General features: G+C 71.8%; 23 protein-coding genes. 6 read left to right on the top strand and 17 right to left on the bottom strand.

The window, feature by feature from the left end:
* Positions 1 to 23: 23 nt before the first annotated feature.
* Complete coding sequence (locus tag D1J60_RS10140) at positions 24 to 1,379, bottom strand: 3-deoxy-7-phosphoheptulonate synthase class II (RefSeq protein WP_125603656.1); 1,356 nt, start codon at positions 1,377 to 1,379, stop codon at positions 24 to 26.
* A 335-nt stretch (positions 1,380 to 1,714) separates the two neighbouring features.
* Here D1J60_RS10140 and D1J60_RS10145 point away from each other — a divergent pair, with 335 nt between their 5' ends.
* Positions 1,715 to 3,646, top strand: a complete 1,932-nt coding sequence (locus D1J60_RS10145; protein WP_125820878.1) for an anthranilate synthase family protein — start codon at positions 1,715 to 1,717, stop codon at positions 3,644 to 3,646.
* A 301-nt stretch (positions 3,647 to 3,947) separates the two neighbouring features.
* Here the strand turns inward: D1J60_RS10145 and D1J60_RS10150 are convergent, their stop codons facing one another.
* The 5 genes from D1J60_RS10150 to D1J60_RS10170 form a co-directional block, all read right to left on the bottom strand.
* A complete protein-coding gene (locus tag D1J60_RS10150) occupies positions 3,948 to 4,958 on the bottom strand; it encodes a 2-hydroxyacid dehydrogenase (protein WP_125820879.1) in 1,011 nt (336 codons plus the stop codon).
* A gap of 100 nt (positions 4,959 to 5,058) precedes the next feature.
* A complete protein-coding gene (locus D1J60_RS10155) occupies positions 5,059 to 6,090 on the bottom strand; it encodes a 6-phosphofructokinase (protein ID WP_007263649.1) in 1,032 nt (343 codons plus the stop codon).
* 155 nt (positions 6,091 to 6,245) lie between these two features.
* A complete protein-coding gene (locus tag D1J60_RS10160; RefSeq protein WP_042803204.1) occupies positions 6,246 to 6,890 on the bottom strand; it encodes a response regulator transcription factor in 645 nt (214 codons plus the stop codon).
* A gap of 47 nt (positions 6,891 to 6,937) precedes the next feature.
* On the bottom strand, positions 6,938 to 8,149 hold the full coding sequence (locus D1J60_RS10165) for a DUF5931 domain-containing protein (protein WP_164720870.1): 1,212 nt from the start codon (positions 8,147 to 8,149) through the stop codon (positions 6,938 to 6,940).
* A 57-nt stretch (positions 8,150 to 8,206) separates the two neighbouring features.
* The gene (locus tag D1J60_RS10170; protein ID WP_125823951.1) at positions 8,207 to 8,983 is read right to left on the bottom strand and encodes a lysophospholipid acyltransferase family protein; all 777 of its coding nucleotides are present in this window, start codon (positions 8,981 to 8,983) and stop codon (positions 8,207 to 8,209) included.
* Between the two features lie 160 nt (positions 8,984 to 9,143).
* Here D1J60_RS10170 and D1J60_RS10175 point away from each other — a divergent pair, with 160 nt between their 5' ends.
* Together D1J60_RS10175 and D1J60_RS10180 are read left to right on the top strand one after the other, a co-directional pair.
* Positions 9,144 to 9,923 (top strand): alpha/beta fold hydrolase, encoded by a 780-nt coding sequence (locus tag D1J60_RS10175; RefSeq protein WP_125604013.1) that lies wholly within the window; start codon positions 9,144 to 9,146, stop codon positions 9,921 to 9,923.
* Positions 9,916 to 10,491, top strand: a complete 576-nt coding sequence (locus D1J60_RS10180; protein WP_125820881.1) for a hypothetical protein — start codon at positions 9,916 to 9,918, stop codon at positions 10,489 to 10,491. Before D1J60_RS10175 ends, D1J60_RS10180 begins: the two co-directional genes overlap by 8 nt.
* Before the next feature lie 612 nt (positions 10,492 to 11,103).
* Here D1J60_RS10180 and D1J60_RS10185 read toward each other — a convergent pair.
* Genes D1J60_RS10185 through D1J60_RS10195 form a run of 3 tightly spaced genes read right to left on the bottom strand, consistent with a single transcriptional unit; the run spans position 11,104 to position 13,242 of the window.
* Complete coding sequence (locus tag D1J60_RS10185) at positions 11,104 to 11,436, bottom strand: antibiotic biosynthesis monooxygenase (protein ID WP_241253201.1); 333 nt, start codon at positions 11,434 to 11,436, stop codon at positions 11,104 to 11,106.
* Between the two features lie 25 nt (positions 11,437 to 11,461).
* A complete protein-coding gene (locus D1J60_RS10190) occupies positions 11,462 to 12,133 on the bottom strand; it encodes a YdcF family protein (protein ID WP_241253202.1) in 672 nt (223 codons plus the stop codon).
* Positions 12,133 to 13,242: a hypothetical protein gene (locus D1J60_RS10195; RefSeq protein ID WP_125820883.1), complete on the bottom strand. Its 1,110-nt coding sequence runs from the start codon at positions 13,240 to 13,242 to the stop codon at positions 12,133 to 12,135. Before D1J60_RS10195 ends, D1J60_RS10190 begins: the two co-directional genes overlap by 1 nt.
* Positions 13,243 to 13,392: 150 nt before the next feature.
* On the opposite strand from D1J60_RS10195, the gene D1J60_RS37210 reads away from it, so the two are divergent.
* A complete protein-coding gene (locus tag D1J60_RS37210; RefSeq protein WP_164720871.1) occupies positions 13,393 to 13,542 on the top strand; it encodes a hypothetical protein in 150 nt (49 codons plus the stop codon).
* Positions 13,535 to 13,789, top strand: a complete 255-nt coding sequence (locus D1J60_RS10200; RefSeq protein WP_125820884.1) for a hypothetical protein — start codon at positions 13,535 to 13,537, stop codon at positions 13,787 to 13,789. The genes D1J60_RS37210 and D1J60_RS10200 overlap by 8 nt, the downstream gene beginning before the upstream one ends.
* Before the next feature lie 532 nt (positions 13,790 to 14,321).
* Here D1J60_RS10200 and D1J60_RS10205 read toward each other — a convergent pair.
* From D1J60_RS10205 to D1J60_RS10230, 6 genes are all read right to left on the bottom strand, one after another.
* On the bottom strand, positions 14,322 to 15,080 hold the full coding sequence (locus tag D1J60_RS10205) for an endonuclease/exonuclease/phosphatase family protein (protein WP_125820885.1): 759 nt from the start codon (positions 15,078 to 15,080) through the stop codon (positions 14,322 to 14,324).
* A gap of 70 nt (positions 15,081 to 15,150) precedes the next feature.
* Entirely contained in the window at positions 15,151 to 16,092 is a 942-nt protein-coding gene (locus D1J60_RS10210; protein ID WP_125820886.1) for an ROK family glucokinase, read from the bottom strand.
* A 61-nt stretch (positions 16,093 to 16,153) separates the two neighbouring features.
* Positions 16,154 to 16,627: a DUF5304 domain-containing protein gene (locus tag D1J60_RS10215; protein WP_125820887.1), complete on the bottom strand. Its 474-nt coding sequence runs from the start codon at positions 16,625 to 16,627 to the stop codon at positions 16,154 to 16,156.
* A gap of 67 nt (positions 16,628 to 16,694) precedes the next feature.
* Positions 16,695 to 17,849 (bottom strand): ArsA-related P-loop ATPase, encoded by a 1,155-nt coding sequence (locus D1J60_RS10220; RefSeq protein WP_125820888.1) that lies wholly within the window; start codon positions 17,847 to 17,849, stop codon positions 16,695 to 16,697.
* A 152-nt stretch (positions 17,850 to 18,001) separates the two neighbouring features.
* The gene (locus D1J60_RS10225) at positions 18,002 to 18,445 is read right to left on the bottom strand and encodes an SRPBCC family protein (protein ID WP_007263665.1); all 444 of its coding nucleotides are present in this window, start codon (positions 18,443 to 18,445) and stop codon (positions 18,002 to 18,004) included.
* Positions 18,446 to 18,541: 96 nt separating this feature from the next.
* Positions 18,542 to 19,324, bottom strand: a complete 783-nt coding sequence (locus D1J60_RS10230) for a metallophosphoesterase (protein WP_125604040.1) — start codon at positions 19,322 to 19,324, stop codon at positions 18,542 to 18,544.
* 254 nt (positions 19,325 to 19,578) lie between these two features.
* Between D1J60_RS10230 and D1J60_RS10235 the strand changes: the two genes are divergently transcribed.
* On the top strand, positions 19,579 to 21,375 hold the full coding sequence (locus D1J60_RS10235; protein WP_125820889.1) for an AMP-dependent synthetase/ligase: 1,797 nt from the start codon (positions 19,579 to 19,581) through the stop codon (positions 21,373 to 21,375).
* Here the strand turns inward: D1J60_RS10235 and D1J60_RS10240 are convergent.
* Both D1J60_RS10240 and D1J60_RS10245 read right to left on the bottom strand, forming a co-directional pair.
* On the bottom strand, positions 21,372 to 22,979 hold the full coding sequence (locus D1J60_RS10240; RefSeq protein WP_164720872.1) for a GMC oxidoreductase: 1,608 nt from the start codon (positions 22,977 to 22,979) through the stop codon (positions 21,372 to 21,374). The genes D1J60_RS10235 and D1J60_RS10240 overlap by 4 nt on opposite strands.
* An 803-nt stretch (positions 22,980 to 23,782) precedes the next feature.
* Positions 23,783 to 24,925 (bottom strand): glycosyltransferase family 4 protein, encoded by a 1,143-nt coding sequence (locus D1J60_RS10245; protein ID WP_125820890.1) that lies wholly within the window; start codon positions 24,923 to 24,925, stop codon positions 23,783 to 23,785.
* Positions 24,926 to 24,944: the final 19 nt, after the last annotated feature.

A 24,944-nucleotide genomic window follows, 5' to 3' on the forward strand; every position in this document is an offset into this window, starting at 1 on the left:
AGGAAGGCACCTACTGATCGCGACTACTGGTCGCGGTACATCTCGGCGACCAGGAAGGCCAGGTCCAGGGACTGGCTGCGGTTGAGCCGCGGGTCGCAGGCCGTCTCGTAGCGCTGGTGCAGGTCGTCGACGAAGATCTCGTCGCCGCCGCCCACGCACTCGGTGACGTCGTCACCGGTGAGCTCGACGTGGATGCCGCCCGGGTGGGTGCCCAGCGCCTTGTGGACCTCGAAGAAGCCCTTGACCTCGTCCAGCACGTCGTCGAAACGACGCGTCTTGTGGCCGGAGGCCGCCTCGAAGGTGTTGCCGTGCATCGGGTCGGTGACCCACGCGACGGTCGCACCGGACGCGGTGACCTTCTCGACCAGCTCGGGGAGCTTGTCGCGGACCTTGTCGGCGCCCATGCGGACGACGAAGGTCAGCCGGCCCGGCTCGCGCTCGGGGTCCAGGCGGTCGATGTACGTCAGCGCCTCGTCGACCGTGGTCGTCGGGCCGAGCTTGATGCCGATCGGGTTGGCGATCTGCGAGCAGAACTCGATGTGCGCGTGGTCCAGCTGGCGGGTGCGCTCACCGATCCAGACCATGTGGCCGGAGGTGTCGTACAGCTTGCCGGTACGCGAGTCCGTACGGGTGAGGGCGCCCTCGTAGGCGAGCAGCAGCGCCTCGTGCGAGGAGTAGAACTCCACCGCCTTGAACTCGGCCGGGTCGGTGCCACAGGCCTTCATGAAGTTCAGGGCGTTGTCGATCTCCCGTGCGAGCTGCTCGTAGCGCTGCCCGGACGGGGAGGACTTCACGAAGTCCTGGTTCCAGGCGTGCACCTGGCGCAGGTCGGCGTAACCACCGGTGGTGAAGGCGCGCACCAGGTTCAGCGTCGAGGCCGACGCGTGGTACATGCGCTTCAGGCGCTCCGGATCCGGGACGCGGGCCTCTTCGGTGAAGGCGAAGCCGTTGACGGAGTCGCCGCGGTAGGTCGGCAGGGTGACGCCGTCGCGGGTCTCGGTGTCCTTGGAGCGCGGCTTGGAGTACTGGCCCGCGATGCGGCCGACCTTCACGACGGGCACGGAGGCCGCGTACGTGAGGACGGCGCTCATCTGGAGCAGGGTCTTCAGCTTGGCGCGGATGTGGTCGGCGGAGACGGCGTCGAAGGCCTCGGCGCAGTCGCCACCCTGAAGCAGGAACGCCTCGCCCTTGGCGACGGCTCCCAGACGGGCGCGCAGCTGGTCGCACTCACCCGCGAAGACGAGCGGAGGATACGACTCGAGGTCCGCGACGACAGCGCGCAGGGCCTCGGCATCGGGGTACGAAGGCTGCTGCGCCGCGGGAAGGTCTCGCCAGGTCGCCTTGGCGGCGAGGGCTTGGTTTTCAGCGTTCACGGTCACCTCGTACACATTACGTCGTCAATCACCGTGTCCGGCCGGACGCCCACCTGATGAGACGGTGTCGTTCGAAGGCCGTGGGGCCCGGGATGAACGGAATGCAAGGTTCACATGTCGGAAAAAGTCAGATGCGGCGGAACGGCGTCCCCGTGGGCTAGGGTGCCTCCCATGTACGCGCACGCCAACCTGAACTGGTGGTGGCCCGCTCCCGGCGGCCCACTCCTCTCGCGTACCCACTGACACGAGCGAAGCGCAGGCCGCCCCGAGGGGCGGCCTTTTGCGTGTGCCGACACGGGCCGGCCGTCCCTCCCTCCGACACCCACCGGAAGGACGCCCCCATGACCCGCCCCACTCCCCTCACCCCTCCCCGCCCCGATTTCGATCTCGCCCGGCTCCTCGACGACTCCGCCCCGCCCTTCGCCCTGCTGCGCCGGCGGACCCCGGGCCGCGACCACGACACCGTCGAGGTGCTCCTCGGCCCCGTCCACGAGGCCGGCCGGCTCGCCGACCTGCCCGTACGGGAGCTCCCCACCCTCGCCCTGGTCCCCTTCCGGCAGATCCGCGAGCGCGGCTTCGACGTACGCGACGACGGCACGCCGCTGGCCGTGCTGACCGCCGAGGAGGCGTACGAGATCCCGCTCGCACAGGCCCTGGCCGGGCTCCCGGCCCACCACGTCCGGGTGGACGGCGGCGGCTTCGACGTCCCCGACGAGGAGTACGCGGCCACCGTCGACCGGGTGATCCGCGAGGAGATCGGCCGCGGCGAGGGCGCCAACTTCGTCATCCGGCGCACCTACGGGGGCCGGATCAACGGCTTCGGCCGGGCCGACGCGCTGGCCCTGTTCCGGCGGCTGCTGGAGGGAGAGCGGGGCGCGTACTGGACGTACGTGGTCCACACCCCGGACCGCACCCTCGTCGGCGCCAGCCCCGAGGTGCACGTGCGGATGTCCGGCGGCACGGTCGTGATGAACCCGATCAGCGGCACCTACCGCTACCCGGACTCCGGCCCGACCGCCGAGTCGCTCCTCGCCTTCCTCGCCGACCGCAAGGAGACCGAGGAGCTGTCGATGGTGGTCGACGAGGAACTGAAGATGATGTGCACCGTCGGCGACATGGGCGGGGTCGTCGTCGGCCCCCGCCTGAAGGAGATGTCCCACCTCGCGCACACCGAGTACGAGCTGCGCGGACGCTCCTCGCTGGACGTCCGGGAGGTGCTGCGGGAGACCATGTTCGCGGCGACGGTGACGGGGTCGCCCGTACAGAACGCCTGCCGGGTGATCGAACGGTACGAGAGCGGCGGCCGCGGCTACTACGCGGGCGCGCTGGCGCTGCTCGGCCTGGACGCGTCCGGCGCCCAGACCCTGGACTCCCCCATCCTGATCCGCACAGCCGACATCGCCCCCGACGGGGCGCTGCGGGTGCCGGTCGGCGCCACCCTGGTCCGCCACTCGGACCCGCTCGGCGAGGTGGCCGAGACCCACGCCAAGGCCGCCGGGGTACTGGCGGCCCTGGGCGTCCGCCCGGCCGCGCCCCGGCCGGCCCCCTCCGCCGGGGCGGCCGGGCTGGCCGACGACCCGCGGGTGCAGGCGGCCCTCGCCGCGCGGCGGGCGGACCTGGCACCGTTCTGGCTCCGCATGCAGGAGCGGCCGGCGGACGCGGCCGGGCACGCGCTGGTGATCGACGCGGAGGACACCTTCACGGCGATGCTGGCCCACGTGCTGCGGGTGGCCGGGCTGGAGGTGACCGTACGCCGCTACGACGACCCCGGGCTGCGATCCCTCGCCCTGGCCTGGGACGGCCCGGTCGTCCTCGGTCCGGGCCCGGGCGACCCGGCGGACGCGGCCGACCCCAGGATGCGGATGCTGCGCGGGCTGGCGCGGGAGCTGCTCACCTCCCACCGCGGGGGGCTGCTGGGGGTGTGCCTCGGGCACGAGCTGATCGCGGCGGAGCTGGGCCTGCCGCTGGTGCGGAAGGCCGCGCCGGCGCAGGGGGCGCAGGTGGTGGTCGACCTGTTCGGGACGCCGGAGGTGGTGGGCTTCTACAACACGTACGCGGCCTCGTGCGACGCGGAGGCGCAGGCGGAGCTGGCGGCGCACGGGGTGGAGGTGTCGCGTGACGCGCTCACGGGGGAGGTCCACGCGGTCCGCTGCGTGGCGCGGGGCTTCGCGGGCGTCCAGTTCCACCCGGAGTCGGTCCTGACCCTCCGCGGGGCGGACGTCGTCTCGACCCTGCTCCGCACGCTGGCGGGCGCCCCCGCCGAGCCGGCATAGCCGGGGGGCCGTTGCCCTGCGGGGCCGGTCCCCTACCCGCCCTTCCACCGTTCCCAGGGGCGCCGCCCCAGACCCCCGCGCCTCAAACGCCGGCGAGGCTGAAAGAACCGGGGCTCCGCCCCGGACCCCGTCGCGCTCAAACGCCGCGCGGGCTGGATGTGCGCAGCACATCTCAGCCCCGCCGGCGTTTGAGGCGCGGGGGTCTGGGGGCGGAGCCCCCAGGGGGTCCGGGGCGCAGCCCCGGGGAACGGGCGAAGGGCGGGGCGGGGAGCAGCCCCGCGCAGCGGGCCGCCCGCACCGATCAGCCCCCGTGAGGAGCAAGGGTGTTCTCGGAGCGGCGCCCCGCCAGATGGTCCGCCACGTTCCTGACCGTCGCCTCGACGATCTGCCCCACCGCGTCCAGCGTGTAGTACGCCTGGTGGCTGGTCACGACCACGTTCGGGAACGTGACCAGCCGTGCCAGCGTGTCGTCCTCGACCGCCTCCAGGGAGCGGTCCGTGAAGAAGACCCCGGCCTCCGCCTCGTACACGTCCAGGCCCACCCCCGTGAAGCGGCCCGCCCGCAGCTCCGCGACGAGGGCCTCCGTGTCGATCAGCCCGCCCCGGCTGGAGTTCACGAGGACCACGTCGTCCCGCATCGACTTCAGCGCGGCCGCGTCGACGATGTGGTGCGTGGCCTCCAGCAGCGGCACGTGCAGGCTGATCAGGTCGGCGGACGCGAACAGCTCGTCCTTGTCCACGTACGTCATGCCCAGCTCCACGCACGCCGGGTTCGGCGCGAGGTCCCAGCCCAGCAGCTTCATGCCGAAGCCGTGGGCGATCCGGGTGAAGGCCTCGCCGATCTTGCCGGTTCCGAGGACCCCGGCCGTGCGGCCCCGCAGGTCGCGGCCCATCAGGCCGTTCAGGCGGAAGTCGAAGTCCCGGGTGCGGTTGGAGGCCCGGACGATCCGCCGGTTCACGGCCAGGGCCAGGGTCCAGGCGAACTCGGCCACCGAGTACGGGGAGTAGTACGAGACCCGGCTGACGGTCATCCGGAGCTGCCGGGCCACGTCCAGGTCGATGTTGTTGAAGCCGGTGGAGCGCTGCGCGATCATGCGGGTGCCGCCGGCGGCCAGGGTGCGCAGGACCCGCCCGTGCAGGTCGGCGTTGACGCTGGAGGAGACGACCTCGTACCCGGCGGCGATCGGCGCGGTGTCCTCGCCGAGGAAGACGTCGAGGCAGCGGACCTCGTGGCGCCCCTGGAAGTGTTCCTCGAAGGCGCGCTCCAGGAGGGGCTTCTCGTCGGCGGTCACGCTGAAGGCCAGGATCTCCACGCTCGCTCGCTCCCCACAGGTCGTCGGCCACGGGTCGTTTCGTCACGATACGACCCGTGGCCCGGCCCCGCAGGCGCCGGCGCCGGCGCAGGCGCCGGCCTCAGCCGAAGAAGACCCCGACCTCCTCGTACAGCGCGGGGTCGACCGTCTTCAGCTTCGCCGTGGCCTCCGCGATCGGCACGCGGACGATGTCCGTCCCCTTCAGCGCGACCATCTTGCCGAAGTCGCCGTCGCGCACCGCGTCGATCGCGTGCAGTCCGAAGCGGGTGGCGAGCCAGCGGTCGAAGGCGCTCGGGGTGCCGCCGCGCTGGATGTGCCCGAGGACCGTCGTACGGGCCTCCTTGCCGGTCCGCGACTCGATCTCCTTGGCCAGCCACTCGCCCACGCCCGACAGCCGGACGTGCCCGAAGGAGTCGCGGGAGACCGCGTCCTTGAGGACCAGGTCGCCGTCCTTGGGCATGGCCCCCTCCGCCACCACCACGATGGGCGCGTAGCTGGCCTTGAAACGGGAGGTCACCCAGGCGCAGACCTGCTCCACGTCGAAGCGCTGCTCGGGGATGAGGATGACGTTGGCGCCGCCCGCCAGCCCCGAGTGCAGGGCGATCCAGCCGGCGTGCCGGCCCATGACCTCGACGACCAGGACCCGCATGTGGGACTCGGCCGTGGTGTGCAGCCGGTCGATGGCCTCGGTGGCGATGCCCACGGCGGTGTCGAAGCCGAAGGTGTAGTCGGTGGCCGAGAGGTCGTTGTCGATGGTCTTCGGCACGCCGACGCAGGGGACGCCGTACTCCTCGTAGAGCCGGGCGGCCACGCCGAGGGTGTCCTCGCCGCCGATCGCGACGAGCGCGTCGACCTCGAACTTGGCGAGGTTCTCCTTGATGGCCCGGACGCCGTTCTCCGTCTTGAACGGGTTGGTGCGCGAGGAGCCGAGGATGGTGCCGCCCCGGGGCAGGATGCCCCGGACGGCGGGGATGTCCAGCGGGACGGTGTCCCCCTCGACCGGTCCCCGCCAGCCGTCCTTGAAGCCGACGAACCCGTATCCGTACTCCTGCGTGCCCTTGCGGACGACGCCCCTGATCACCGCGTTGAGTCCGGGGCAGTCGCCGCCGCCGGTGAGCACTCCGACCTTCATGGAATCTCCCTTCGCCATGACGGGCACGCTAGTGGTGACCCAGGTCACGGCAAGGGGTGCGGAAAGCCCAATTCCGCCGGAAATGGCGGGCGTTGCGCACGCCCGTTCACTCGTACGGGGAGCCGGGGTGCAAGTAAGTACGACGTACGAACGGGTTACGCGTCGTCGAGCCCGCGCTCTATCGCGTACCGGACGAGCTCCACCCGGTTGTGCAGCTGGAGCTTGCCGAGGGTGTTCTGCACGTGGTTCTGCACCGTGCGGTGGGAGATCACCAGCCGCTCCGCGATCTGCTTGTACGACAGCCCCTTCGCCACCAGCCGCAGCACCTCGGTCTCCCGGTCGGTCAGCTGCGGCGCCTTCGGCACGTCGGGGGCGGCCGGCGCCGGGTCGGTGGCCAGCCGCCGGTACTCGCCGAGGACCAGGCCGGCCAGGCCCGGCGTGAACACCGGGTCTCCGGCCGCCGTACGGCGCACCGCGTCGATCAGCTCCTGCGCCCCGGCCGACTTGAGCAGGTAGCCCGTCGCCCCGGACTTCACCGCCTCCAGGACGTCGGCGTGCTCCCCGCTGGCCGACAGCACCAGCACGCGCAGCGCGGGATCGGCGCCGACCAGCTCCTTGCAGACCTGCACCCCGGGCATGCCCGGCAGGTTGAGGTCGAGGACCAGCACCCGCGGCGCCGCCGCACGGGCCCGGCGTACCGCCTCCGGCCCGTCGCCGGCCGTGGCGACGACGTCGAAGCCCGCGGCGGCCAGGTCGCGGGCCACCGCGTCCCGCCACATCGGATGGTCGTCGACGACCATCACCTTGATGTCCCGCAGCTGGAGCTGGAGCTCGCTGTCGGCGTCGTTCACTGGGTCCTCCCCCTCGGTACTTTCAGTTCCACTTCGGTGCCCTGTCCGGGGACGGACACCAGCTCGGCGCTGCCGCCGAGGTCGCGCAGGCGCCCGCGGATGGACAGGGCCACGCCCATCCGCCCCTCGCCCTCCGCCTGGTCGAGCCGGCCGGCCGGGATGCCCGGGCCGTCGTCCCGTACGGTCACGATCACCTCGTCGCCCCAGTCCTCGACCAGGATCCAGGCACTGGCCCCTTCCCCGGCATGCTTGCGCACGTTGTCCAGGGCCGCGCCGACCGCCGCCGCCAGCTCCCGCGCGGCGGGCGCCGGCAGCACCACGGGGCTGCCCGGCTCGGCGAAGCTCACCCGGGAGCCGGCGTGCGGGGCCAGCAGCGAGCGCAGGTCCAGCTCGGCCTCCTCCGCGCCGGACTCCTCCACCTCGTACGTGTCCACCAGCGCGCCGAGCGCCCCGTCACGCGAGACCCGGGACGGCCGCACCAGCCCGCTGGAGACCAGCGTGCGCAGCGCCACCTCCTGCTCCCCGGCCATCCGGCCCAGCTCGGCGGCCTCGCCGCCCAGCTCGGTGCCGCGCCGCTGGACCATGGCGAGGACCTGGAGGACCCCGTCGTGGATGTCGCGGGCGAGGCGCTCGCGCTCACGGGTCGCGGCCTCGATCTCCAGGGCGCGGGCGAGGGTGGCCTCACTGGCGCGGGCGACCTCGACGACGTAGCCGATGGCGATGGAGGCCACCCAGACCAGCAGCACGTTGTGCAGGGTGTCCCGGGTCGGGTCGCCGCCGTGGATGACGAGGTTGGCGGCGGCCACGAAGGTCGAGGCGAAACCGGCCCAGCGCCAGCCGCCCTTGAGGGCGAAGGCCAGGACCGAGCCGGCGGTCCAGATGCTGGGGAGGGTGGGGCCGCCCCCCGTGATCCGCTCATGGGTGTCGGCGAGCGGCGTGAGCAGGATGCCGGTCAGCGCGACGGCGAGGTCGGCGACGAGGAAGCCCCTGGTGCAGCTGGCCGCGTTGGCCACCCGGCGGTGGGTGGCCAGCGTCCAGACGGCGAGGAGGGCGAGGTAGCCCGCCGCCACCATCGGCTGGTCGAACTTGCGGTAGGCCGCCGCGAAGAGCAGGGCCGCGTAGACCATGGTGAGCAGCCGGTACGCGGTCAGGGCCCGCCACAGCGGCTGCTCGACCGACATCCGTACGACGCGCTCGCGCTTCGCCATCTCCCCCACCCGCCCCGTCCCCGCGGGCCCGCCCACCCGGCCGGCCCGCCGCGCGCGCTATTGCGCGCCCGTCTCTCCCTTGGCCTTCTCGGCCTGCTCCGCTTCGGCCTTCTCGGCCTTGGCCGCCTTGTCGGCCGCCTTGCCGCTCTCCCTGGCCGCCTTCTCCGCGTCCGCGATCTGCCGCTTCGCGGCCGTCGCGTAGATGTCCACGTACTCCTGGCCGGACAGCTTCATGATCTCGTACATGACCTCGTCGGTCACCGAGCGGAGGATGAAGCGGTCCCCGTCCATGCCCTGGTAGCGGCTGAAGTCCAGCGGCTTGCCGATCCGGATGCCCGGACGCATCAGCTTCGGGACGACCTTGCCGGGCGGCTGGATCTTCTCGGTGTCGATCATCGCGACGGGGATCACGGGCGCGCCGGTGGCCAGCGCCACCCGGGCCAGACCGCCCGGCTTGCCGCGGTAGAGGCGGCCGTCGGGTGAACGCGTCCCCTCGGGGTAAATACCGAACAGCTCCCCGCGCTCGATGACCTCGATGCCGCTCTTGATGGCGGCCTCGCCCGCACCGCGCGCACCGGAGCGGTCCACCGGGAGCTGGCCGACGCCCTTGAAGAAGGCAGCCGTCAGCTTGCCCTTGACGCCCGGGGAGGTGAAGTACTCCGCCTTCGCGATGAAGGTCACCTTCCGGTCCAGCACGGCCGGCAGGAAGAAGGAGTCGGAGAAGGACAGGTGGTTGCTCGCGAGGATCGCCGGCCCCTCGGCGGGAATGTTCTCGAGGCCCTCCACCCACGGCCTGAAGGCGAGCTTCAGGGAACCCCCGATGGAGAACTTCATTGCGCCGTAGATCAACTCGAAAGCCTTCCTGTGTCTGTCGAACAGACCATATCCCGTGGGCCCGCGCGGAGCGCCCGACGGCCCTGGTCGGTGTCATCCCGGTCGCGTACGGTGAAGTCACACAGCGCAACGCACCCCCCACCCTTCGAAGGAGACCCTGGTGCCCGTCCTCCCTGGAGCAGAGCCGTTCCGCCACGAGGGCGGAGAGGTGGGCGTACTCCTCTGCCACGGCTTCACCGGTTCGCCCCAGTCGCTCCGCCCCTGGGCCGAGTACCTGGCCGAGCGCGGGCTGACCGTCTCGCTCCCGCTGCTCCCCGGACACGGGACGCGCTGGCAGGACATGCAGCTCACCGGCTGGCGGGACTGGTACGCGGAGGTCGACCGGGCGCTGCGCGAGCTCCTGGAGCGGTGCGAGCAGGTCTTCGTCTTCGGCCTCTCCATGGGCGGCGCGCTGACCCTGCGGCTGGCCGCCAAGCACGGTGACGCCATCAGCGGCATCGTCCTCGTCAACCCGGCCAACAAGGTGCACGACCCGCTGGCCGTCGCCCTTCCGGTGGCCAAGCACTTCATCCGGTCGACGCCGGGGATCGCCAGCGACATCGCGAAGCCCGGCTCGGTGGAGGTCGGCTACGACCGCGTCCCGACGAAGGCCGCGCACTCGCTGCGGCAGTTCTTCCGGCTCGTGGACACCGAGCTGCCGCAGGTCACGCAGCCGGTGCTGCTGCTCCACAGCCCCCAGGACCACGTGGTCCCGCCGGTCGACTCGGCGCGGATCCTGTCCCGCGTGTCCTCGACGGACGTCACCGAGACCCTGCTGGAACAGAGCTACCACGTGGCGACGTTGGACCATGACGCGGAGCGGATCTTCGCGGACAGTTACGCGTTCATCGGGCGGCTCGCGAAGAGTGTCGGCAGGGAGGGGGCGGCCAGCGGTGGCTGAGCACGAGGAGTCCTCCGGGGGCGTTCCCCCGCTGGACGAGGAAGCGGCGTGGGCCGCGATCGTCGCCGGGTACGGGCAGGAACCGCCGGACCCGCCGGGCGCGAGGCCGTTCCGGCCGATCGAGAACCTGATGCTGCCGGAGGAGGACGTCAAGCCCGAGCCGAAGACCGCGACGGCCGACCCGGCCCCGGAGCCGAAGCCCGAGCCCAGGCCGGAGCTGGGCAGCTCGATCACGTTCGCCCCGGGCGTGGGCGCGGGCGTCCCCGTACCCACCCCGGCGCCGGGCCCCCGCGACCACACCCCGGCCGAGCCGACGGACGAGGGCCACTTCGTCCCGCCGGAGCCCGAGCTGCCGGAGGCGGACACGACGGCGAAGTTCGCCTGGCTCGCGGTGGTCGGCGGACCGGTGCTGCTCCTGCTGGCGGTGCTGCTCCAGTGGGACATGACCTGGTGGCTGACCACCCTGGGCATCGGCGGCTTCCTGGGCGGCTTCGCCACCCTGATCGCCCGCATGTCGACGGGCGACGACGACGATGACGACGACCCGGGCCGCGGCGCGGTCGTCTGACGCGCGAACCTGCGGTCTCCCCCCGGCAGTTGCCCACCCACCCCCGGGTGCGGGTGGGGCCGGGGGGGCGGGATCCCCTGGGGCGGTCTCATCGATGGTTGGGGGCTTCCCGTCAGTCCCATCGGCTTTCCGGTTCGGGCCGGTCCCTCAAGGGCGCTCCCTTCGGTCGCGTCGCTACGCGATGGCCTTCGGCCACCCTTGACCGACCGACCCGAACCGGAAAGCCGAAAGACTGCCGGGAAACCCCCAAAGAAACGGGACGGACGATCCTTGGAGGAGCGGGTCCCTCAGCGCTGAGACGCGGCGCCGGGCGCCGGCCCGCCCGACATCCGGGGCCTCAGGTGTCCTGATTCCGGGCCAGGGGCGCGACTACCCGCACGACAGGTTGATCAGAGCCCCCTCCAGACCCCCCAGACGCGACAGATCGCTACGCGCTCCTCTTTTTTCAGCGTCCGCCGACCGTCCCGGGCTGATACCCGCACCTAAGGACGAACAGATCCACCTAGGCATCCGACAGGCGCGTCAGATCGCTACGCGCTTCTCTGATCTCGGCGGCCGGCGGCCGTCTAGGGATACCTCCGGATGAAGCGGCATTGAGTCCGCTCATAGACGTCAATCCACGCTGCCCGTACGTTCGGCCCTCTTCCCCGTGATCGCGTCAAGGAAGGTGACCTCGACGCCTGCAAGGTATTGCTCCCGCTGGGCAAGGAAGTGCCTGGTGTGCGGCTGCGCCTCATGAGCAGCGAAAGCCTGACGGTCCGCGTACAGCTCGTAGAACACGCGCTGCAGGGGTTCACCCTCCGGGACGTGCACCATGTAGGTCAGCGTTCCGGGCTCCGCCCCCTTGATGCCTTCCAGGGTGACCGCACAGAGCGCGTCGAACGCCTTCGCAGCTTCCTGATCACGTAGGGAGAAGCGCACGACCAGGCCGAATCCCTCGCTCACACGTGCTCCTTTCGAGTAGCGACTATCACGGGGTGAGGAGGCAACCGGTGAAGCCGTCCCGGACCAGGGACTTGTATGCCGCATGCACGTCCTGCGGTACGTCCTGGGCGATGGCGAAGCCATGGTTCGGGTACTCGATCACACGTTGCAGGTCGCCGACCATCATGCTGATCACGGATTCCTCGTCGCCCATGCCCTTGAGATAGGCGTCGAAAGACAAGGGGGCAGAAGCGCACACCACTTCGACCTCGGGCCATTGCTGGCGGCAGGTGGCGAAGGCCCGCCGCTCCATGTACGGCATACAGAGCAGCAGCACGGAGCGGGGCCGAATACCGGCGGTGGTCAGCACCTCGCGGGTGAAAGCGATGTTCTGACCGGTATTGGCGGCATTCGGTTCCAGCAGCATCGCGTGGGCGGGAACACCGAGCGCAAGGGCCTGTTCGTGGAAGTGCACGGCCTCTCCCCGGGGGAACACGTCTCTGGTGGCCGCGCTGTTGCCACCGGTGAGCACGAGCGTGGGGAAAAAACCGGCCTTGTATAGGTCTGCGGCGTAGGTGCTGACGCCGAGGTCGTTGCAGCCCAGAGCGATCGCGACATCGCACGGGCGAAGGTCGTGACGCATGTGGTGGTAGTCCCAGATCAGCTCGGCGGCCTGCCGCTGATTCTCGGTGATCTCCTGCGGTCGTCCGTCTGCCACTACCTGCTCCCTGGTCGGTGATGTAGGGGTTTGAAGGCTCCCTCGCACGTCCGCCTGATGGCATCGATGCTACGGAGTTGATGTCCGAGCTCGGCCTTGGCGGCGATCTTCGCGGCTTCATTGAGGAGGCGGAGGCCCTCGTCACGGGTGGCGGGATCAGTGCGAAGAATGTGTGCTTGAGCGGTGGTGAGCTGCACCCGTTGCATCGGGGACCGCACGGTGCCCGTGCTACAGGCGATGTCCAGGAACCGGAGTGCGGCGGTGAGGTCGCCGGCATCGCGGCGGGCGAGCGCGAGTTTCTGGTGTGCCACCGACCAGTCTTCGGGTTCGGCGAGGTCCTCGAAGTCACGCGTCGCGGAGGTCATGACACGCGTCGCGTAGTCGTGCCGCCCGTCCTTGCTCAGCGCCGTCCCCACCCACAATCGGGCACTCGCGCGGTCGCGGGGAGAAAGCCGGTCATCGACAGCCAGGCTTTCGTAGGCTCGAGCAGCCGTCTCCAGCTTGCCGGACATTTCCATGACGACCGCCAGGGACAGGTCGAGCTGGGCCACACGGCGAGGGATGTCGAGGTGTGTGAAGACGGCGCGCGCACCGGCATAGGAGTGTTGGGCGGACTGCAGCCCGACGGGCGTTCCCCGATACCGCTTGAGGTCACCGAGCAAAGTGGTCGAGCGGGCGAAGAGGTAAAGGCCCCTCTCGTCCAGCTCGGGTCGGTTGAAACGGCTCAGCCACCTGGTGAGCAGGCAGTCGGCGAACGCGAAGTCCTGCTGATTGAGCGCCACCACGACCCGGTCCAGGTCATCAGCCCAGGATTCGTACTCCCAGGCGAGTGGAGCTGTGGACGTCACCGACCGGATCGTCCTGGAGCCTCCGGCGTCGGACAGAAACATTTCGAACCGCAGATGGGCGGCAGCGTCCGCACGGGCCAAAGCGGTATCAAGAATCGCTTGGGTGTCCGGGCGAGGTTCGGTAGACGCACGGAGCTTCTCCCACTTGGAGATGGTCCGCACTCCGACGCCAAGGTGATCGGCAAACGCGCGGACGCTCAGCCGCAGCGCCAGCCGGAGTGCCTTGGCCTCCAGCCCGGTCCAGTGGTGCACGGTCGCCACACGCCGCTCCCTTCTCGCCGTCATCGAACCACGGCAGACCGACGAAGGGAGACGCAAGTACAGCGGAAGTGCAACAAACGGCCATTCCCGCGCGGTTGGGACGAGTCCAGGCTGATGGGTGACACCACTGACCTATGGAGGAGTCGACCCGTGACCGACCTCATCACGCACAACTGCATCTGCGAGGTGCCCATCGAGAGGGTGCCAGCCACGTTCGGACCCAGCGCCGATCTGCTTGACCGGGCAACAGCCGGCTGGGAGCGCTTCCTCAGCACCTTCGAGGCGGCGTCCGATGAGTGAGTGCTACGAGTACGTCCCCCACCGCCTCCTCCACCGACGCGTCCGAGACATCGCCTCCGGCACCGAGGGCATCCTCATGGCCGTGATCAACGAGAACGTCTCCGACACCGGCATCGAACGCTGGATGGAACTCGCCTACATCCGAGGCGCCTGCGGCCGCGAATTCACCACCGCCGCCACCAACGTCGAACCCGCCCCGGACCAGACCAAGACGGCCGCCGGACGCCGAGACCAGAGAAGCGCGTAGCGATCTGACGCGCCCCCGTCTCCTTCGGCTGCCCTGTTCGTCTTCTGGCGCAGGTATCAGCCCAAGGCGGTCGCCGGACGCTGAGACGGGGGGAGCGCGTAGCGATCTGTCGCGTCTGGGGGCTCCGTAGGCCGCTCTGATCAACCTCTGGTGCGGGTAGCCGCGCACCCGGCACGGAATCAGGACTCTTGAGGGCCCGGATGCCCGGCGGGCCGGCGCCCGGTCCCTCGTCTCAGCGCTGAGACGCCCGTCCGCCCTCCTCTGGACCGTCCCGTTTCTTTGGGGGTTTCCCGGCAGTCTTTCGGCTTTCCGGGGCGGGTCGGTCTGTCAAGGGTCGCCGAAGGCGATCGCGAAGCGACGCGACGAAGGAGCGCCCTTGACAGGCCGGCCCGAACCGGAAGGACGATGGGACTGACGGGAAGCCCCCAACCTGCTCTGATCCGGTCCGTGGGGATACCGCCCACCCCCCCGGTCCGCGCCCCGGGGCGGGTGGGTAAACCCTCGAGGGGGAGATAGCCCGCCCGCACCGGGCTCACCCCGCCGGGAGCCGCAGCGCCGCCAGGACCGGGAGGTGGTCCGTGGCGGCGTGGAGGTCGGGGGTGGTGATGCCCGGGAGGCCGGTCGGGACTCCGCAGGCCAGGACTTCGACCCCCGGGGAGGCGAAGACGGCGTCGATGCGGCGGTTCGGGGCCGTCGAGGGGAAGGTGTCGCCGTCGCCCCACGGGGAGACCGTCCAGCAGTCCTGGAGCGCTCCCGACAGGCGGCCGAAGGCGGGGCCCCCCGCCGCCTCGTTGACGTCGGCCGCCGCGATCACGTGCGGGGCGCCCAGGGCGGCGGCCCGGTCCAGGAGGAGCTGCGCCTGCGCCTGCCGCTCCGCCGCGTCCAGTGAGAGGTGGGCGCTGACCACCCCGACGCGGGCGGCGCCGAAGCGGACGACGGCGGTGGCGAGGCCCCGGCGGTGAAGGCCGGGGGTACGCGGGAGGAGTACGTCCTCGGTGCGCTCCACGAAGGCCCGCAGGGAGCAGAGCAGCAGCGGTCCGGCCGCGGTGGCTCCGCCTCCCAGCACCACGAGGTCGGTCTTGGCGGCGAGCCTCGCCGCGTGCTTGCGCCAGCGGAAGAACCGGGGTGCTTCCTGGACGAACACCAGGTCGGGGGCGCAGGCGCGGATGACCCGGGCCAGGGCTTCCTCGTCGTCGCGCAGCGAGCGGATGTTGTAGCTGAGGGCCCGGATGACGGCTGAGCCGTCGGGCTCGGTCTCGGACTTCGGCAGCGTGTGCAGCGTGTGCGGCATGCCCCGAACATACGCAGCTGCCCGCCGCTCCCCCAGGGGGCACGGCGGGCAGTCGCGGCGAAAAGGGGTGTCAGCCCTGGCGGGCCAGGTCGGCGGCGCCGACGAGGCCGGCCTTGCCGCCGAGCTGTGCGGCGAGGACCTGGGCGTGCGGGCGCCAGGCGCCGCCGACGAGCCAGCGCTTGAAGGACTTGCGGATCGGGTCGAGGACGAGGTCGCCCTCGTCGGAGACGCCGCCGCCGACGATGAACGCGGACGGGTCGAAGAGGGAGGCCAGGTCCGCGAGGCCGGCGCCGGCCCAGCGGGCGAGCTCGCGGAAGGCGTCGATGGCGACGAGGTCGCCCGCGCGGGCGGCTTCGCTGATGTGCTTGCCCTCGATGCCGTCGGCGGTGCCGTCGCCGAGGCCGAGGAGGATCGCGGCGTTCTCGGGGGTGGCGTTGGCGCGCTGCTTGGCGTAGCGGACGAGGGCGCGGCCGGAGGCGTACTGCTCCCAGCAGCCCTGGCTGCCGCAGCCGCAGAGCAGGCCGTCGGGGACGACCCGGATGTGGCCGAATTCGGCGGCGACGCCGAAGCGGCCGCGGCGGAGCTTGTTGCCGATGATGATGCCGCCGCCGAGGCCGGTGCCGAGGGTGATGCAGATGACGTCCTCGTGGCCCTGGCCGGCGCCGAAGCGGTATTCGCCCCAGGCGGCGCAGTTCGCGTCGTTCTCGACGACGACGGGCAGGCCGATGCGCTGTTCGACCTTGTCCTTGAGGGGTTCGTGCCGCCAGTTGATGTTGGGTGCGAAGAGCACCGTGGCGCGCTTGTCGTCGACGTATCCGGCGGCGCCGATGCCGACGGCTTCGATGGTGTGGCTGCTGCTGACCTCGGAGACGGCGGCGCAGATGGCCTCCGTCACGCCGTCCGCGGTCGGCGGGGTGGGCACCTTGTACGTCTCAAGGATGGTGCCCTCTTCGTCGACCACGCCGGCCGCGATCTTCGTGCCGCCGATGTCGACGCCGATGGTGAGTCCCATTAGTCCCTCGGTTTCCGGTCAAACCCCGCCACGGCCAACCGTACACGGGCCCGGCGGAGGTTCAGTCGAGATCGATCCGCTGGGCTGGGCCGGTACCGGGGCCCTCGTCGCCCTTGCCGGAGGGCGCCGGGGGTGCGGGGGGTTCGTCGTGGGTCCAGCGGCGTTCGTGGCCCTCGACGGCGGAGCGGTAGGCGGCGAGGAGTTCGGATCCGGCGGCGGCGAGGTGGCCGAAGACCTCGGGGTTGCGCTCGATGACGGGCTTGGCGGCGGTTTTGGCCTGGTTGACGAACTGGCGCACGGCGTCCTGGGCGGCGGCGCCGACGGCGGGGTTGTTGAGGGAGGAGACCTTGTCGGCGACGGCTTCGAAGAGCTTGAACAGCTCCTCGGCGGCGGTTCCGGGGCGGTCGGCGCCTCCGGTGCCCCCGGTGTCCCCGGACCGGGCTGACCTGCGGCGTTCCTGTTCGGCGGCGAGGTCCTCGGCGCAGGCCCGCGCCCAGGCGTCGTCGGCGTCGGGGTGGTCGGTGGCCTCGCTCATGGCGGACTCTCCTGGCGGCAGCTGCGGTGGGTCTTCCTTCGACGGTACCCGAACGGCGGTACGGGTCTCAGCGCTCCCTCGGCCAGAGCCGCGGGTCGGGGGTGAAGCGGACGCGGAGGGCGCCGTCGGTGAGGGCGGCTCCGGAGACGGTGCAGCGGCGCAGGGCGGAGGGCAGCGGAACGATCCTGCGGTGCGGTCCCGCGGCGACGAGCAGTTCGTCGCCGCGTCGGATCAGGTCGAGCTCGCTCTTGCGGGCGCGGGGCAGCGGGATCGCCCAGACGAGCACCCCGTCGTCGGCGAGGCGGTCCTCGACGGTCCAGCCGGCGCCGGGTGCGGGGACGGGGCCGGGGGCGAGGTCCCGGGCGGCGGTGAGTGCGGCGAGGCCGCCGGTGCCGCGGGGGTCCCGGCCGAGGTGGGCGAGCTCGTGGACGGGGAGGCCGGCGCCGGTCCACGCGTCGAGGAAGGCGCGCTGCTGCTCGGCGATGCCGGCGGCCCAGGGGTGGGCAGCGGCGGCGTCCGCCGGTACGAGGCGGTTGGCCACGAGGGACTCGGTGCGCAGCTCGTGCAGGGCGAGGCCGAGCATGCCGGTGCGCAGGGCGGTGTCCGCCGCGGGGCCGGGCTCGGCGACGAGGCGGATCCGGGTGGTGGGGGCTTCCACGACGGCCTGGACGGCGGCGAGCTCCTCGTCCCAGCGGGCGGCGGTCTCGTACAGCCACTGCGCGGGCATGGGCACTCCGGCGAGCTGGGCCAGTACGGGGCGCAGGGCGCGGGCGGCCTGGCGTTCGGCGGGGAGGAGCCGGGCGAGGTAGCGGCGGAGCTGGGCGGGGAGGGCGAGGGTGGCCACGGCCTGGTGGAGCGGGGGCATGTCCACGACGACGAGGTCGGTGGCGGGTGCGGCGGCGGCCCGGCGCAGGGCGCGGAGCAGGGCGAACTGTTCGGCGCCGGGGAGCTCGGTGAGTTCCTCGGTGCCGAGGGGGCGGCCGCCGAGCATGCCGATGAGGGCGGCGCCGCGTTCCTGGAGGGCGGCGAGTTCGGTGCGGAACTCCTGGCCGGAGTCGACGGGGGTGACGCGCAGTCCCGGGACGGGGTCGGGGAAGGGGTCGGCGTCAGGGCCGCACAGGAGCAGGACCCGTCGGCCCTCGCGTGCGGCGGCGAGCGCGGTGGCGGCCGCGACGGTGCTGCGGCCTGCGCCTCCCGGGCCGGTGACGAGGAGGGTCTGCATGGTGGTGCCGTGCCTTTGCTGTGCCGGTGGTTCCGGTGCGGGTCGGGGGGCCGGGCGGGCCGGGGGTACCGGCACAGGCAACGGGCCGGGCCGGGCCCGTGCGGCCCCTTCCGGGTGCCGCGCGCGCGGCGTCCCGGTGGGGCCCGGGGGCGTCAGGGGCGGGGGGTCTCGACGCGCTTCTTGAGGCCGGCGAGGGCGCGGTCGATGATGACCTTCTCGGCCTTGCGCTTGATCATGCCCAGCATGGGGATCTTGACGTCCACGGTGAGCTGGTAGGTGACCTCGGTGCGTCCGCCGTCGAGCGGGGCGAGCCGGTAGGAGCCGTCCAGCTGGCGCAGCATCTGGGACTTGTCGAGGGTCCAGCTGACCTCGTCGGCGCCCTTCCAGGTGTAGGCGAGGGTGTGGTCGTCCTTGATGGCGCCGGCGTCCAGCAGGAGGCGGACCTTCTCGGCGCGGCCTTCGGCGTCGGTGGCCAGGACCTCGGCCTCCTTCACCTCGCCGGTCCACTCCGGGTAGCGGGCGAAGTCGGCGATCACGGCCATCACGTCGGCCGGGGAGGCGTCGATGGTGATGCTTGAGCTGGTGTGTTCCGCCATCGCGGTGGCTCCTCCGGGGAGTATTCGAGGAAGTGTGCGGCCCGCGGCCGCCGCGTGCAGGCTACCGTGCGTGTGGGGGTCACCACTCCAGGGAGGTCACCACTCCAGGGCCCATGGCTTTCCGGTGGCGGCGAAGTGGCCGACGTTCACGCACTCGGTGGCGCCGATCCGGGCCCGGCGGGCCAGCGGCTGGTGGACGTGGCCGAAGAGGGCGTAGCGGGGCCGGGTGCGGCGGATCGCGGCCAGCAGGGCTTCGCTGCCGCGTTCGAAGCGGCGGGCGACGGTGTCGTAGCAGAGTTCGGGGACCTCGGGCGGGATGTGCGAGCAGAGGACGTCGACCTCGCCGAGGGCTTCGACCTTGGCGGCGTACTCCTCGGGGTCGACCTCGTAGGGGGTGCGCATCGGCGAGGGGAGTCCGCCGCCGACGAACCCGAAGACGCGGCCGCCGATCTCCACGCGCTGGCCGTCGAGGACGGTGGTGCCGGTTCCGGCGTACTCGCTCCACAGGCCGGGGATGTCGACGTTGCCGTACGTGGCGTACGTCGGGCTGGGGAAGGCCGCGAACATCTGCGCGTACTGCCGTCGGACGGCTTCCTCGATCATCCGTTCCCTGTCGAGTCCGTCCCACAGGCGACGGCCGAATTCGCGCGCTTCCGCGAAGCGGCGGGCGGTGCGCAGTTCGACGATGCGGTGGGCGTTCTCGACGCCGAAGAGGTCGGGGAAGATGCCGCGGGAGTGGTCGGCGTAGTCGAGGAAGAGCACCAGGTCGCCGAGGCAGACGAGGGCGTCGGCGCCCTCTCCGGCGCGTGCGAGCGCGTCGGTGTTGCCGTGGACGTCGCTGACGACGTGGACCCGCGTACGACTCTTCCTGCCACCCATGCGCTCACCCTAGGGGGGCCTGGCTCCGGCCGGGTAGGGGGAGGGTCGCAGGCGGCCGGACCTGCGGTTACTTCCGAGTCGCGAACACGGTCGACTACTGTCGGCAGCGTATTGGCGGGTCTTGCGCCGCATCGCGATGTACAGAATGTGACGCACGGAACATCTGGCCGGTTCCCTCTACCGGGAACCCACTACCGGTGGGTAACGTCCGGTCGGTCCACACGGTGGCGATGGCGCCCAGAGGAGCAGCAGTCTTGCGCGAGTTCAGCCTTCCGGCCCTGTACGAGGTCCCGTCGGACGGGAACCTGACGGATCTCATCCGCCGCAACGCCGCCCAGCACCCAGACACCGCCGTCATCAGCCGCAAGGTCGACGGCCGGTGGCAGGACGTGACGGCGGTGGAGTTCCTCGCCGAGGTGCGGGACGTCGCCAAGGGCCTGATCGCGTCGGGCATCCGCCCCGGCGACCGGGTCGCCCTGATCTCCCGCACCCGCTACGAGTGGGTGCTGTTCGACTTCGCGATCTGGACCGCGGGCGGCGTCACCGTCCCCGTGTACGAGACCAGCTCCCCCGAGCAGATCCAGTGGATCCTCGGCGACTCCGGGGCCGTCGCGGCCGTCGTGGAGAGCCCCGGGCACAGCGCGAACGTGGCCTCCCTGCGGGACCGGCTGCCCGAGCTGCGCGAGGTCTGGGAGATCGAGAAGGACGCCCAGGGCCTGCTGAAGGCCGCGGGCGCGGAGGTCACCGACGCCGAGGTGGACGCGCGCAGCGCCCTCGCGGTCGCCGACGACCCGGCGACGATCGTCTACACCTCGGGCACCACCGGCCGCCCCAAGGGCTGCGTGCTGACCCACCGCAACTTCTTCGCCGAGTGCGGCAACGTGGTGGAGCGGCTGAAGCCGCTCTTCCGCACCGGCGAGTGCTCCGTGCTGCTGTTCCTCCCGGCCGCGCACGTCTTCGGCCGCCTGGTCGAGGTGGCGGCGGTGCTGGCGCCGATCCGGCTGGGCTGCGTACCGGACATCAAGAACCTCACCGACGAGCTGCAGTCCTTCCGCCCCACGCTGATCCTCGGCGTGCCGCGCGTCTTCGAGAAGGTCTACAACTCGGCGCGGGCCAAGGCGCAGGCCGACGGCAAGGGCAAGATCTTCGACGCGGCCGCCGACACGGCGATCGCGTACAGCCGGGCGCTGGACACCCCCTCGGGCCCGTCCTTCGGCCTGAAGCTGAAGCACAAGCTGTTCTCGAAGCTCGTCTACTCCAAGCTGCACGCCGTCCTCGGCGGGCGCGGCGAGTACGCGATCTCCGGCGGCGCCCCGCTCGGCGAGCGCCTCGGCCACTTCTTCCGCGGCATCGGCTTCACGGTCCTGGAGGGCTACGGCCTGACGGAGACCTGCGCGGCCACCGCGTTCCTGCCGTGGGACAAGCAGAAGATCGGTACGGTCGGCCAGCCGCTGCCCGGTTCCGTGCTGCGCATCGCCGACGACGGCGAGGTGCTGGTGCACGGCGAGCACGTCTTCAAGGAGTACTGGAAGAACGAGGCGGCCACCGCCGAGGCGATGACGGACGGCTGGTTCCACACCGGCGACGTCGGCACCCTCGACGAGGACGGCTACCTCAAGATCACCGGTCGCAAGAAGGAGCTCATCGTCACGGCCGGCGGCAAGAACGTCGCCCCCGCGGTGATCGAGGACCGGATCCGGGCGCACGCGCTGGTAGCGGAGTGCATGGTGGTCGGCGACGCGCGGCCGTTCGTGGCCGCGCTGGTCACCATCGACGAGGAGTTCCTCGGCCGGTGGGCCGCGGAGAACGGCAAGCCGGCCGGGGTGACGGCGGCGGAGCTGCGCGAGGACGCGGAGCTGATCGCCGCCGTCCAGAAGGCCGTCGACGACGGCAACGCGGCGGTGTCCAAGGCGGAATCGGTGCGGAAGTTCCGCATCCTGGGCTCCCAGTTCACGGAGGAGTCCGGCCACATCACGCCGTCGCTGAAGCTGAAGCGCAACGTGGTGGCGAAGGACTTCGCGGACGAGATCGACGCCCTGTACCGGGCCTAGGGCCGGGCGAGGATCCGCTCCATGTTCCGCTCGGCGAGGGCCGTGATCGTCACGAACGGGTTCACGCCGAGCGAGCCGGGTACGAGCGATCCGTCGAGCACGTACAGCCCCTGGTAGCCCTTGACCCGCCCGTAGGCGTCGGTGGCCTCGCCGAGGACGCAGCCGCCGAGCGGGTGGTAGGTGAAGTCGTCGGCGAAGGCCCTGTTGTCGCCGAACAGGTCGTGGCGGTAGACGGTGACGTTGCGGCGGTTGATCCGGTCGAAGAGGTTCCTGGCCGCCGCGACCGCCGGGGCGTTCTGGTCCCGGGTCCAGTTCAGCCGTGCCGAGTCGGTCGCGGCGTCGTAGACGAAGCGGCCGCGTTCCGGGTTCCTGGTGATGGCCAGGTACATCGAGATCCAGTGCTCGATGCCCATGGGGAGCGGGGCGATCTCCGCGAAGACCGGGTTGGCGGCGTTGTCCCAGTCGTCGATGCCGAGGGCGGGCATGGTGGCCTGGTTGCAGCCGACCGTGTCCCACAGGTGGTTGGCGCGGGCGGTCATCACGTTGCCGTTGGGGCCCCAGCCGAGCCCGACCTTCTCGCTGAGCGCGGGCAGCGCGCCGGTCTCGCGGGCGCGCAGCAGGATCTCGGTGGTGCCGAGGCTGCCGGCGCCCAGGAACAGCTGCCCGCAGCCGAGTTCGCGGACCTGGGTGACGCGGCCGGTGACGTCGCTCGTGTGGACGGTCAGGACGTAGCCGCCGGCCGGGTCCTGGCGTACGGCGACCACCCGCTGCATGGTCTCGATGGTGACGTTGCCGGTGCCGAGGGCGGCGGCGAGGTAGGTCTTGTCGACGCTCTTCTTGCCGTGGTTGTTGCCGTAGATGACCTCGCCGGCGAGGGCGGAGCGGGTGGCGGTGCCGGCCGCCTCGCGCTTCATGTACTCGAAGTCGTAGACGTTGGGCACGAAGGTGGTCTTCAGGCCGGTGTTCTGGGCGTGTCTTCTGGAGGTCCGCGCGAAGCGGTACCACTCCGTGGACTCGAACCAGGCGGGGTCGATCCCGTTGACGCCGAGCATGGCGCGGGCGCGGGGGAAGTAGGTGCCGTACATCTCCTCGGCGTCCACGCCGGGGAACACCTCGGCGAAGTAGGAGCGTCTGGGGGTCGGGGCCATGCCGCCGTTGACGAGCGAGCCGCCGCCGACGCCGCGGCCGACGTAGACGGAGATGCCGCCGTGGTTCACCCGGTCGAGGACCCCGGGGTAGGGGCTGATGTCGCGGTTGACCACGTCGAGCCAGAGGAACTGGGCGAGCGGGGCCTCGGTGCGGGTGCGGAACCACATGGAGCGCTGGTCGGGCGCGGAGGTGGAGGGGAACACCTTGCCGTCGGGGCCGGGGGTGTTCCACAGCCGCCCCATCTCCAGGACGACGGTGCGCACGCCGGCCTGCCCGAGGCGCAGCGCGGCGACGGCGGAGCCGTAGCCGGAGCCGACGACGACGGCGGGCGCGTACGGGGCGGCGGGGGGTTCGGCCGCGGCGGCGGCGCCGAGGCCGATGCGGGTGATGCCGAGGGCTGCGGCGGCGCGGAGGGCGTTGAGGCCGAGTTGACGGCGCGTCAGGTTGGGTGTCATGGGCGCATCATGAGCGGATTCCACCCAACCGGCCATAACGCGCACCGCCACGCATGTGAGTAACAGTCAGACATGTGTGGACCGTAACCACACCCCGGCGCCGGTCCGCCGCCCTGCACGTTTCCGCCCACGATTGCCCCTGATGGACCGACCTTGCCGCCTCATGCCGGTTCTTGACGCCCACTGCGTCCCTCCGAGGGTGCGTACGGGTCGCGTGCGGGTGCGGGTGCCGCTGCGCGGGCGAGGTCCCCTACCCGCCCTTCCACCGTTCCCAGGGGCTCCGCCCCTGACCCCGTAGGGCCCCCGACGGCCGCCAGTCGCCGAGATCAGAGAAGCGCGTAGCGATCTTCTGCGCCTCGGCGCTCCCCAGGGGGCTCTGATCAACCTCTCGCGTGGGCAGCCGGCCCCCGGCCCCCGGCCCATCGCTGAGGGAGCCGCTCCCCTCCCCCTGCCCCGTGACCGTTCCTCTGGAGGTTTCCCGGCAGTCTTTCGGCTTTCCGGGGCGGGCCGGCCGGTCAAGGGTCGCCGAAGGCGATCACGAAGTGACGCGACGAAGGAGCGCCCTTGACGGGCCGGCCCGAACCGGAAGGACGATGGGACTGCCGGGAAACCCCCAGCCCTTCCTGAGGCCGCCCAGCGGGACACCGCTCTCCCGGCCCCCGGACCCGCAGACAGGGAGGCGGGTGGGCAACCACCGCCCCGCCCCCACCCCTCGCGGGGGAGACAGCCGGCCCGGAGCGGCGCCACGCCCCACCGGCCCGCAGACAGGGAGGCGGGTGGGCAACCAGGCTGCCCGTTCAGCGCTACAGCAGCTCGCGCAGCCCCTCCGCCAGGTGGTCCCAGCGCCACTGGCGTTCCACCCAGGCGCGGCCCGCCTCGCCCATGCGGGCGCGGAGTTCCGGGTCGCCGAGCAGGGTGATGATGCGGTCCGCCGCTTCGTCGGGGGCGCCGCCGCGGACCACCCAGCCGGTCTCGCCGTCCAGCACCGCGTCCGGCGCACCGCCCGAGTCGCCCGCGACCACCGGCAGGCCCGTCGCCGAGGCCTCCAGGTAGACGATGCCGAGCCCCTCCACGTCCAGCCCGCCCCGCCGGGTCCGGCACGGCATCGCGAAGACGTCCCCGGCGCCGTAGTGGGCGGGGAGCTCCGACCAGGGGACGGCGCCCGTGAAGACCACCGAGTCGGCGACCCCCTTCGCGGCGGCCAGCGCCCGCAGGTCCGCCTCGTACGGGCCGCCGCCCACGATCAGCAGCGCCGCGTCCGGCACCGCCGCCAGGATCCGCGGCATCGCCTCGATCAGGGTGTCCTGCCCCTTGCGGGGAACGAGGCGGGACACACAGACGACCACCGGCCGGTCGGACAGGCCCAGCCGCGCCCGGACCTCCGCGCCGCCCGAGCCGGGGTGGAAGGTCTTCTCGTCCACCCCCGGCGGCAGCTGGACCATTCGCGCCGCCGCCCGGTCCGTCACCGCCGAGGCGATCCGCGAACGGGTGTACTCCCCCAGGTAGGTCAGGGTGTCCGTGCCCTCGCCGATCCGCCGCAGCAGCTGCCGCGCGGCCGGCAGCTGCGCCCAGCCGGCCTCGTGCCCGTGCGTGGTGGCGACGATCCGCCGCGCGCCGGCCCGCCGCAGCGCCGGGCCCATCAGCCCGAGCGGGGCCGCCGCCCCGAACCACACCGACTCGCAGCCGTGCTCGCGCAGCAGGGACACCGCCCGCCGGGTCACCCGGGGCGTCGGCAGCAGCATCGTCGTACGGTCGCGGACCACCGGGAACGGCTGTTCCGCGTCGAAGGCGGCGGTGGCCTCGCGGCCCTCCGCGCCGTGCTTCCAGGTGGACGCGTAGACGACGACCCGCTCGGGGTCCAGCCGCAGCGCCATGTTGTGCAGGAAGGCCTGGATGCCGCCCGGGCGCGGCGGGAAGTCGTTCGTCACGATCAGCGTCTTGTGCATCCCCGCCAACGTACCGGAC

It is taken from the genome of Streptomyces sp. W1SF4, assembly GCF_003950035.1.
In the GTDB taxonomy this organism is placed as follows: domain Bacteria; phylum Actinomycetota; class Actinomycetes; order Streptomycetales; family Streptomycetaceae; genus Streptomyces; species Streptomyces racemochromogenes.

Coding starts and splice junctions, on each gene's coding strand:
- D1J60_RS10210 (WP_125820886.1), bottom strand. CDS start 16,092: ATGGGACTCACCATCGGCGTCGACATCGGCGGCACGAAGATCGCGGCC.
- D1J60_RS10230 (WP_125604040.1), bottom strand. CDS start 19,324: ATGGGTGGCAGGAAGAGTCGTACGCGGGTCCACGTCGTCAGCGACGTC.
- D1J60_RS10155 (WP_007263649.1), bottom strand. CDS start 6,090: ATGAAGGTCGGAGTGCTCACCGGCGGCGGCGACTGCCCCGGACTCAAC.
- D1J60_RS10240 (WP_164720872.1), bottom strand. CDS start 22,979: ATGACACCCAACCTGACGCGCCGTCAACTCGGCCTCAACGCCCTCCGC.
- D1J60_RS10225 (WP_007263665.1), bottom strand. CDS start 18,445: ATGGCGGAACACACCAGCTCAAGCATCACCATCGACGCCTCCCCGGCC.
- D1J60_RS10160 (WP_042803204.1), bottom strand. CDS start 6,890: ATGGTCGTCGACGACCATCCGATGTGGCGGGACGCGGTGGCCCGCGAC.
- D1J60_RS10245 (WP_125820890.1), bottom strand. CDS start 24,925: ATGCACAAGACGCTGATCGTGACGAACGACTTCCCGCCGCGCCCGGGC.
- D1J60_RS10145 (WP_125820878.1), top strand. CDS start 1,715: ATGACCCGCCCCACTCCCCTCACCCCTCCCCGCCCCGATTTCGATCTC.
- D1J60_RS10200 (WP_125820884.1), top strand. CDS start 13,535: ATGAGTGAGTGCTACGAGTACGTCCCCCACCGCCTCCTCCACCGACGC.
- D1J60_RS10170 (WP_125823951.1), bottom strand. CDS start 8,983: ATGAAGTTCTCCATCGGGGGTTCCCTGAAGCTCGCCTTCAGGCCGTGG.
- D1J60_RS10205 (WP_125820885.1), bottom strand. CDS start 15,080: ATGCCGCACACGCTGCACACGCTGCCGAAGTCCGAGACCGAGCCCGAC.
- D1J60_RS10215 (WP_125820887.1), bottom strand. CDS start 16,627: ATGAGCGAGGCCACCGACCACCCCGACGCCGACGACGCCTGGGCGCGG.
- D1J60_RS10165 (WP_164720870.1), bottom strand. CDS start 8,149: ATGGCGAAGCGCGAGCGCGTCGTACGGATGTCGGTCGAGCAGCCGCTG.
- D1J60_RS10220 (WP_125820888.1), bottom strand. CDS start 17,849: ATGCAGACCCTCCTCGTCACCGGCCCGGGAGGCGCAGGCCGCAGCACC.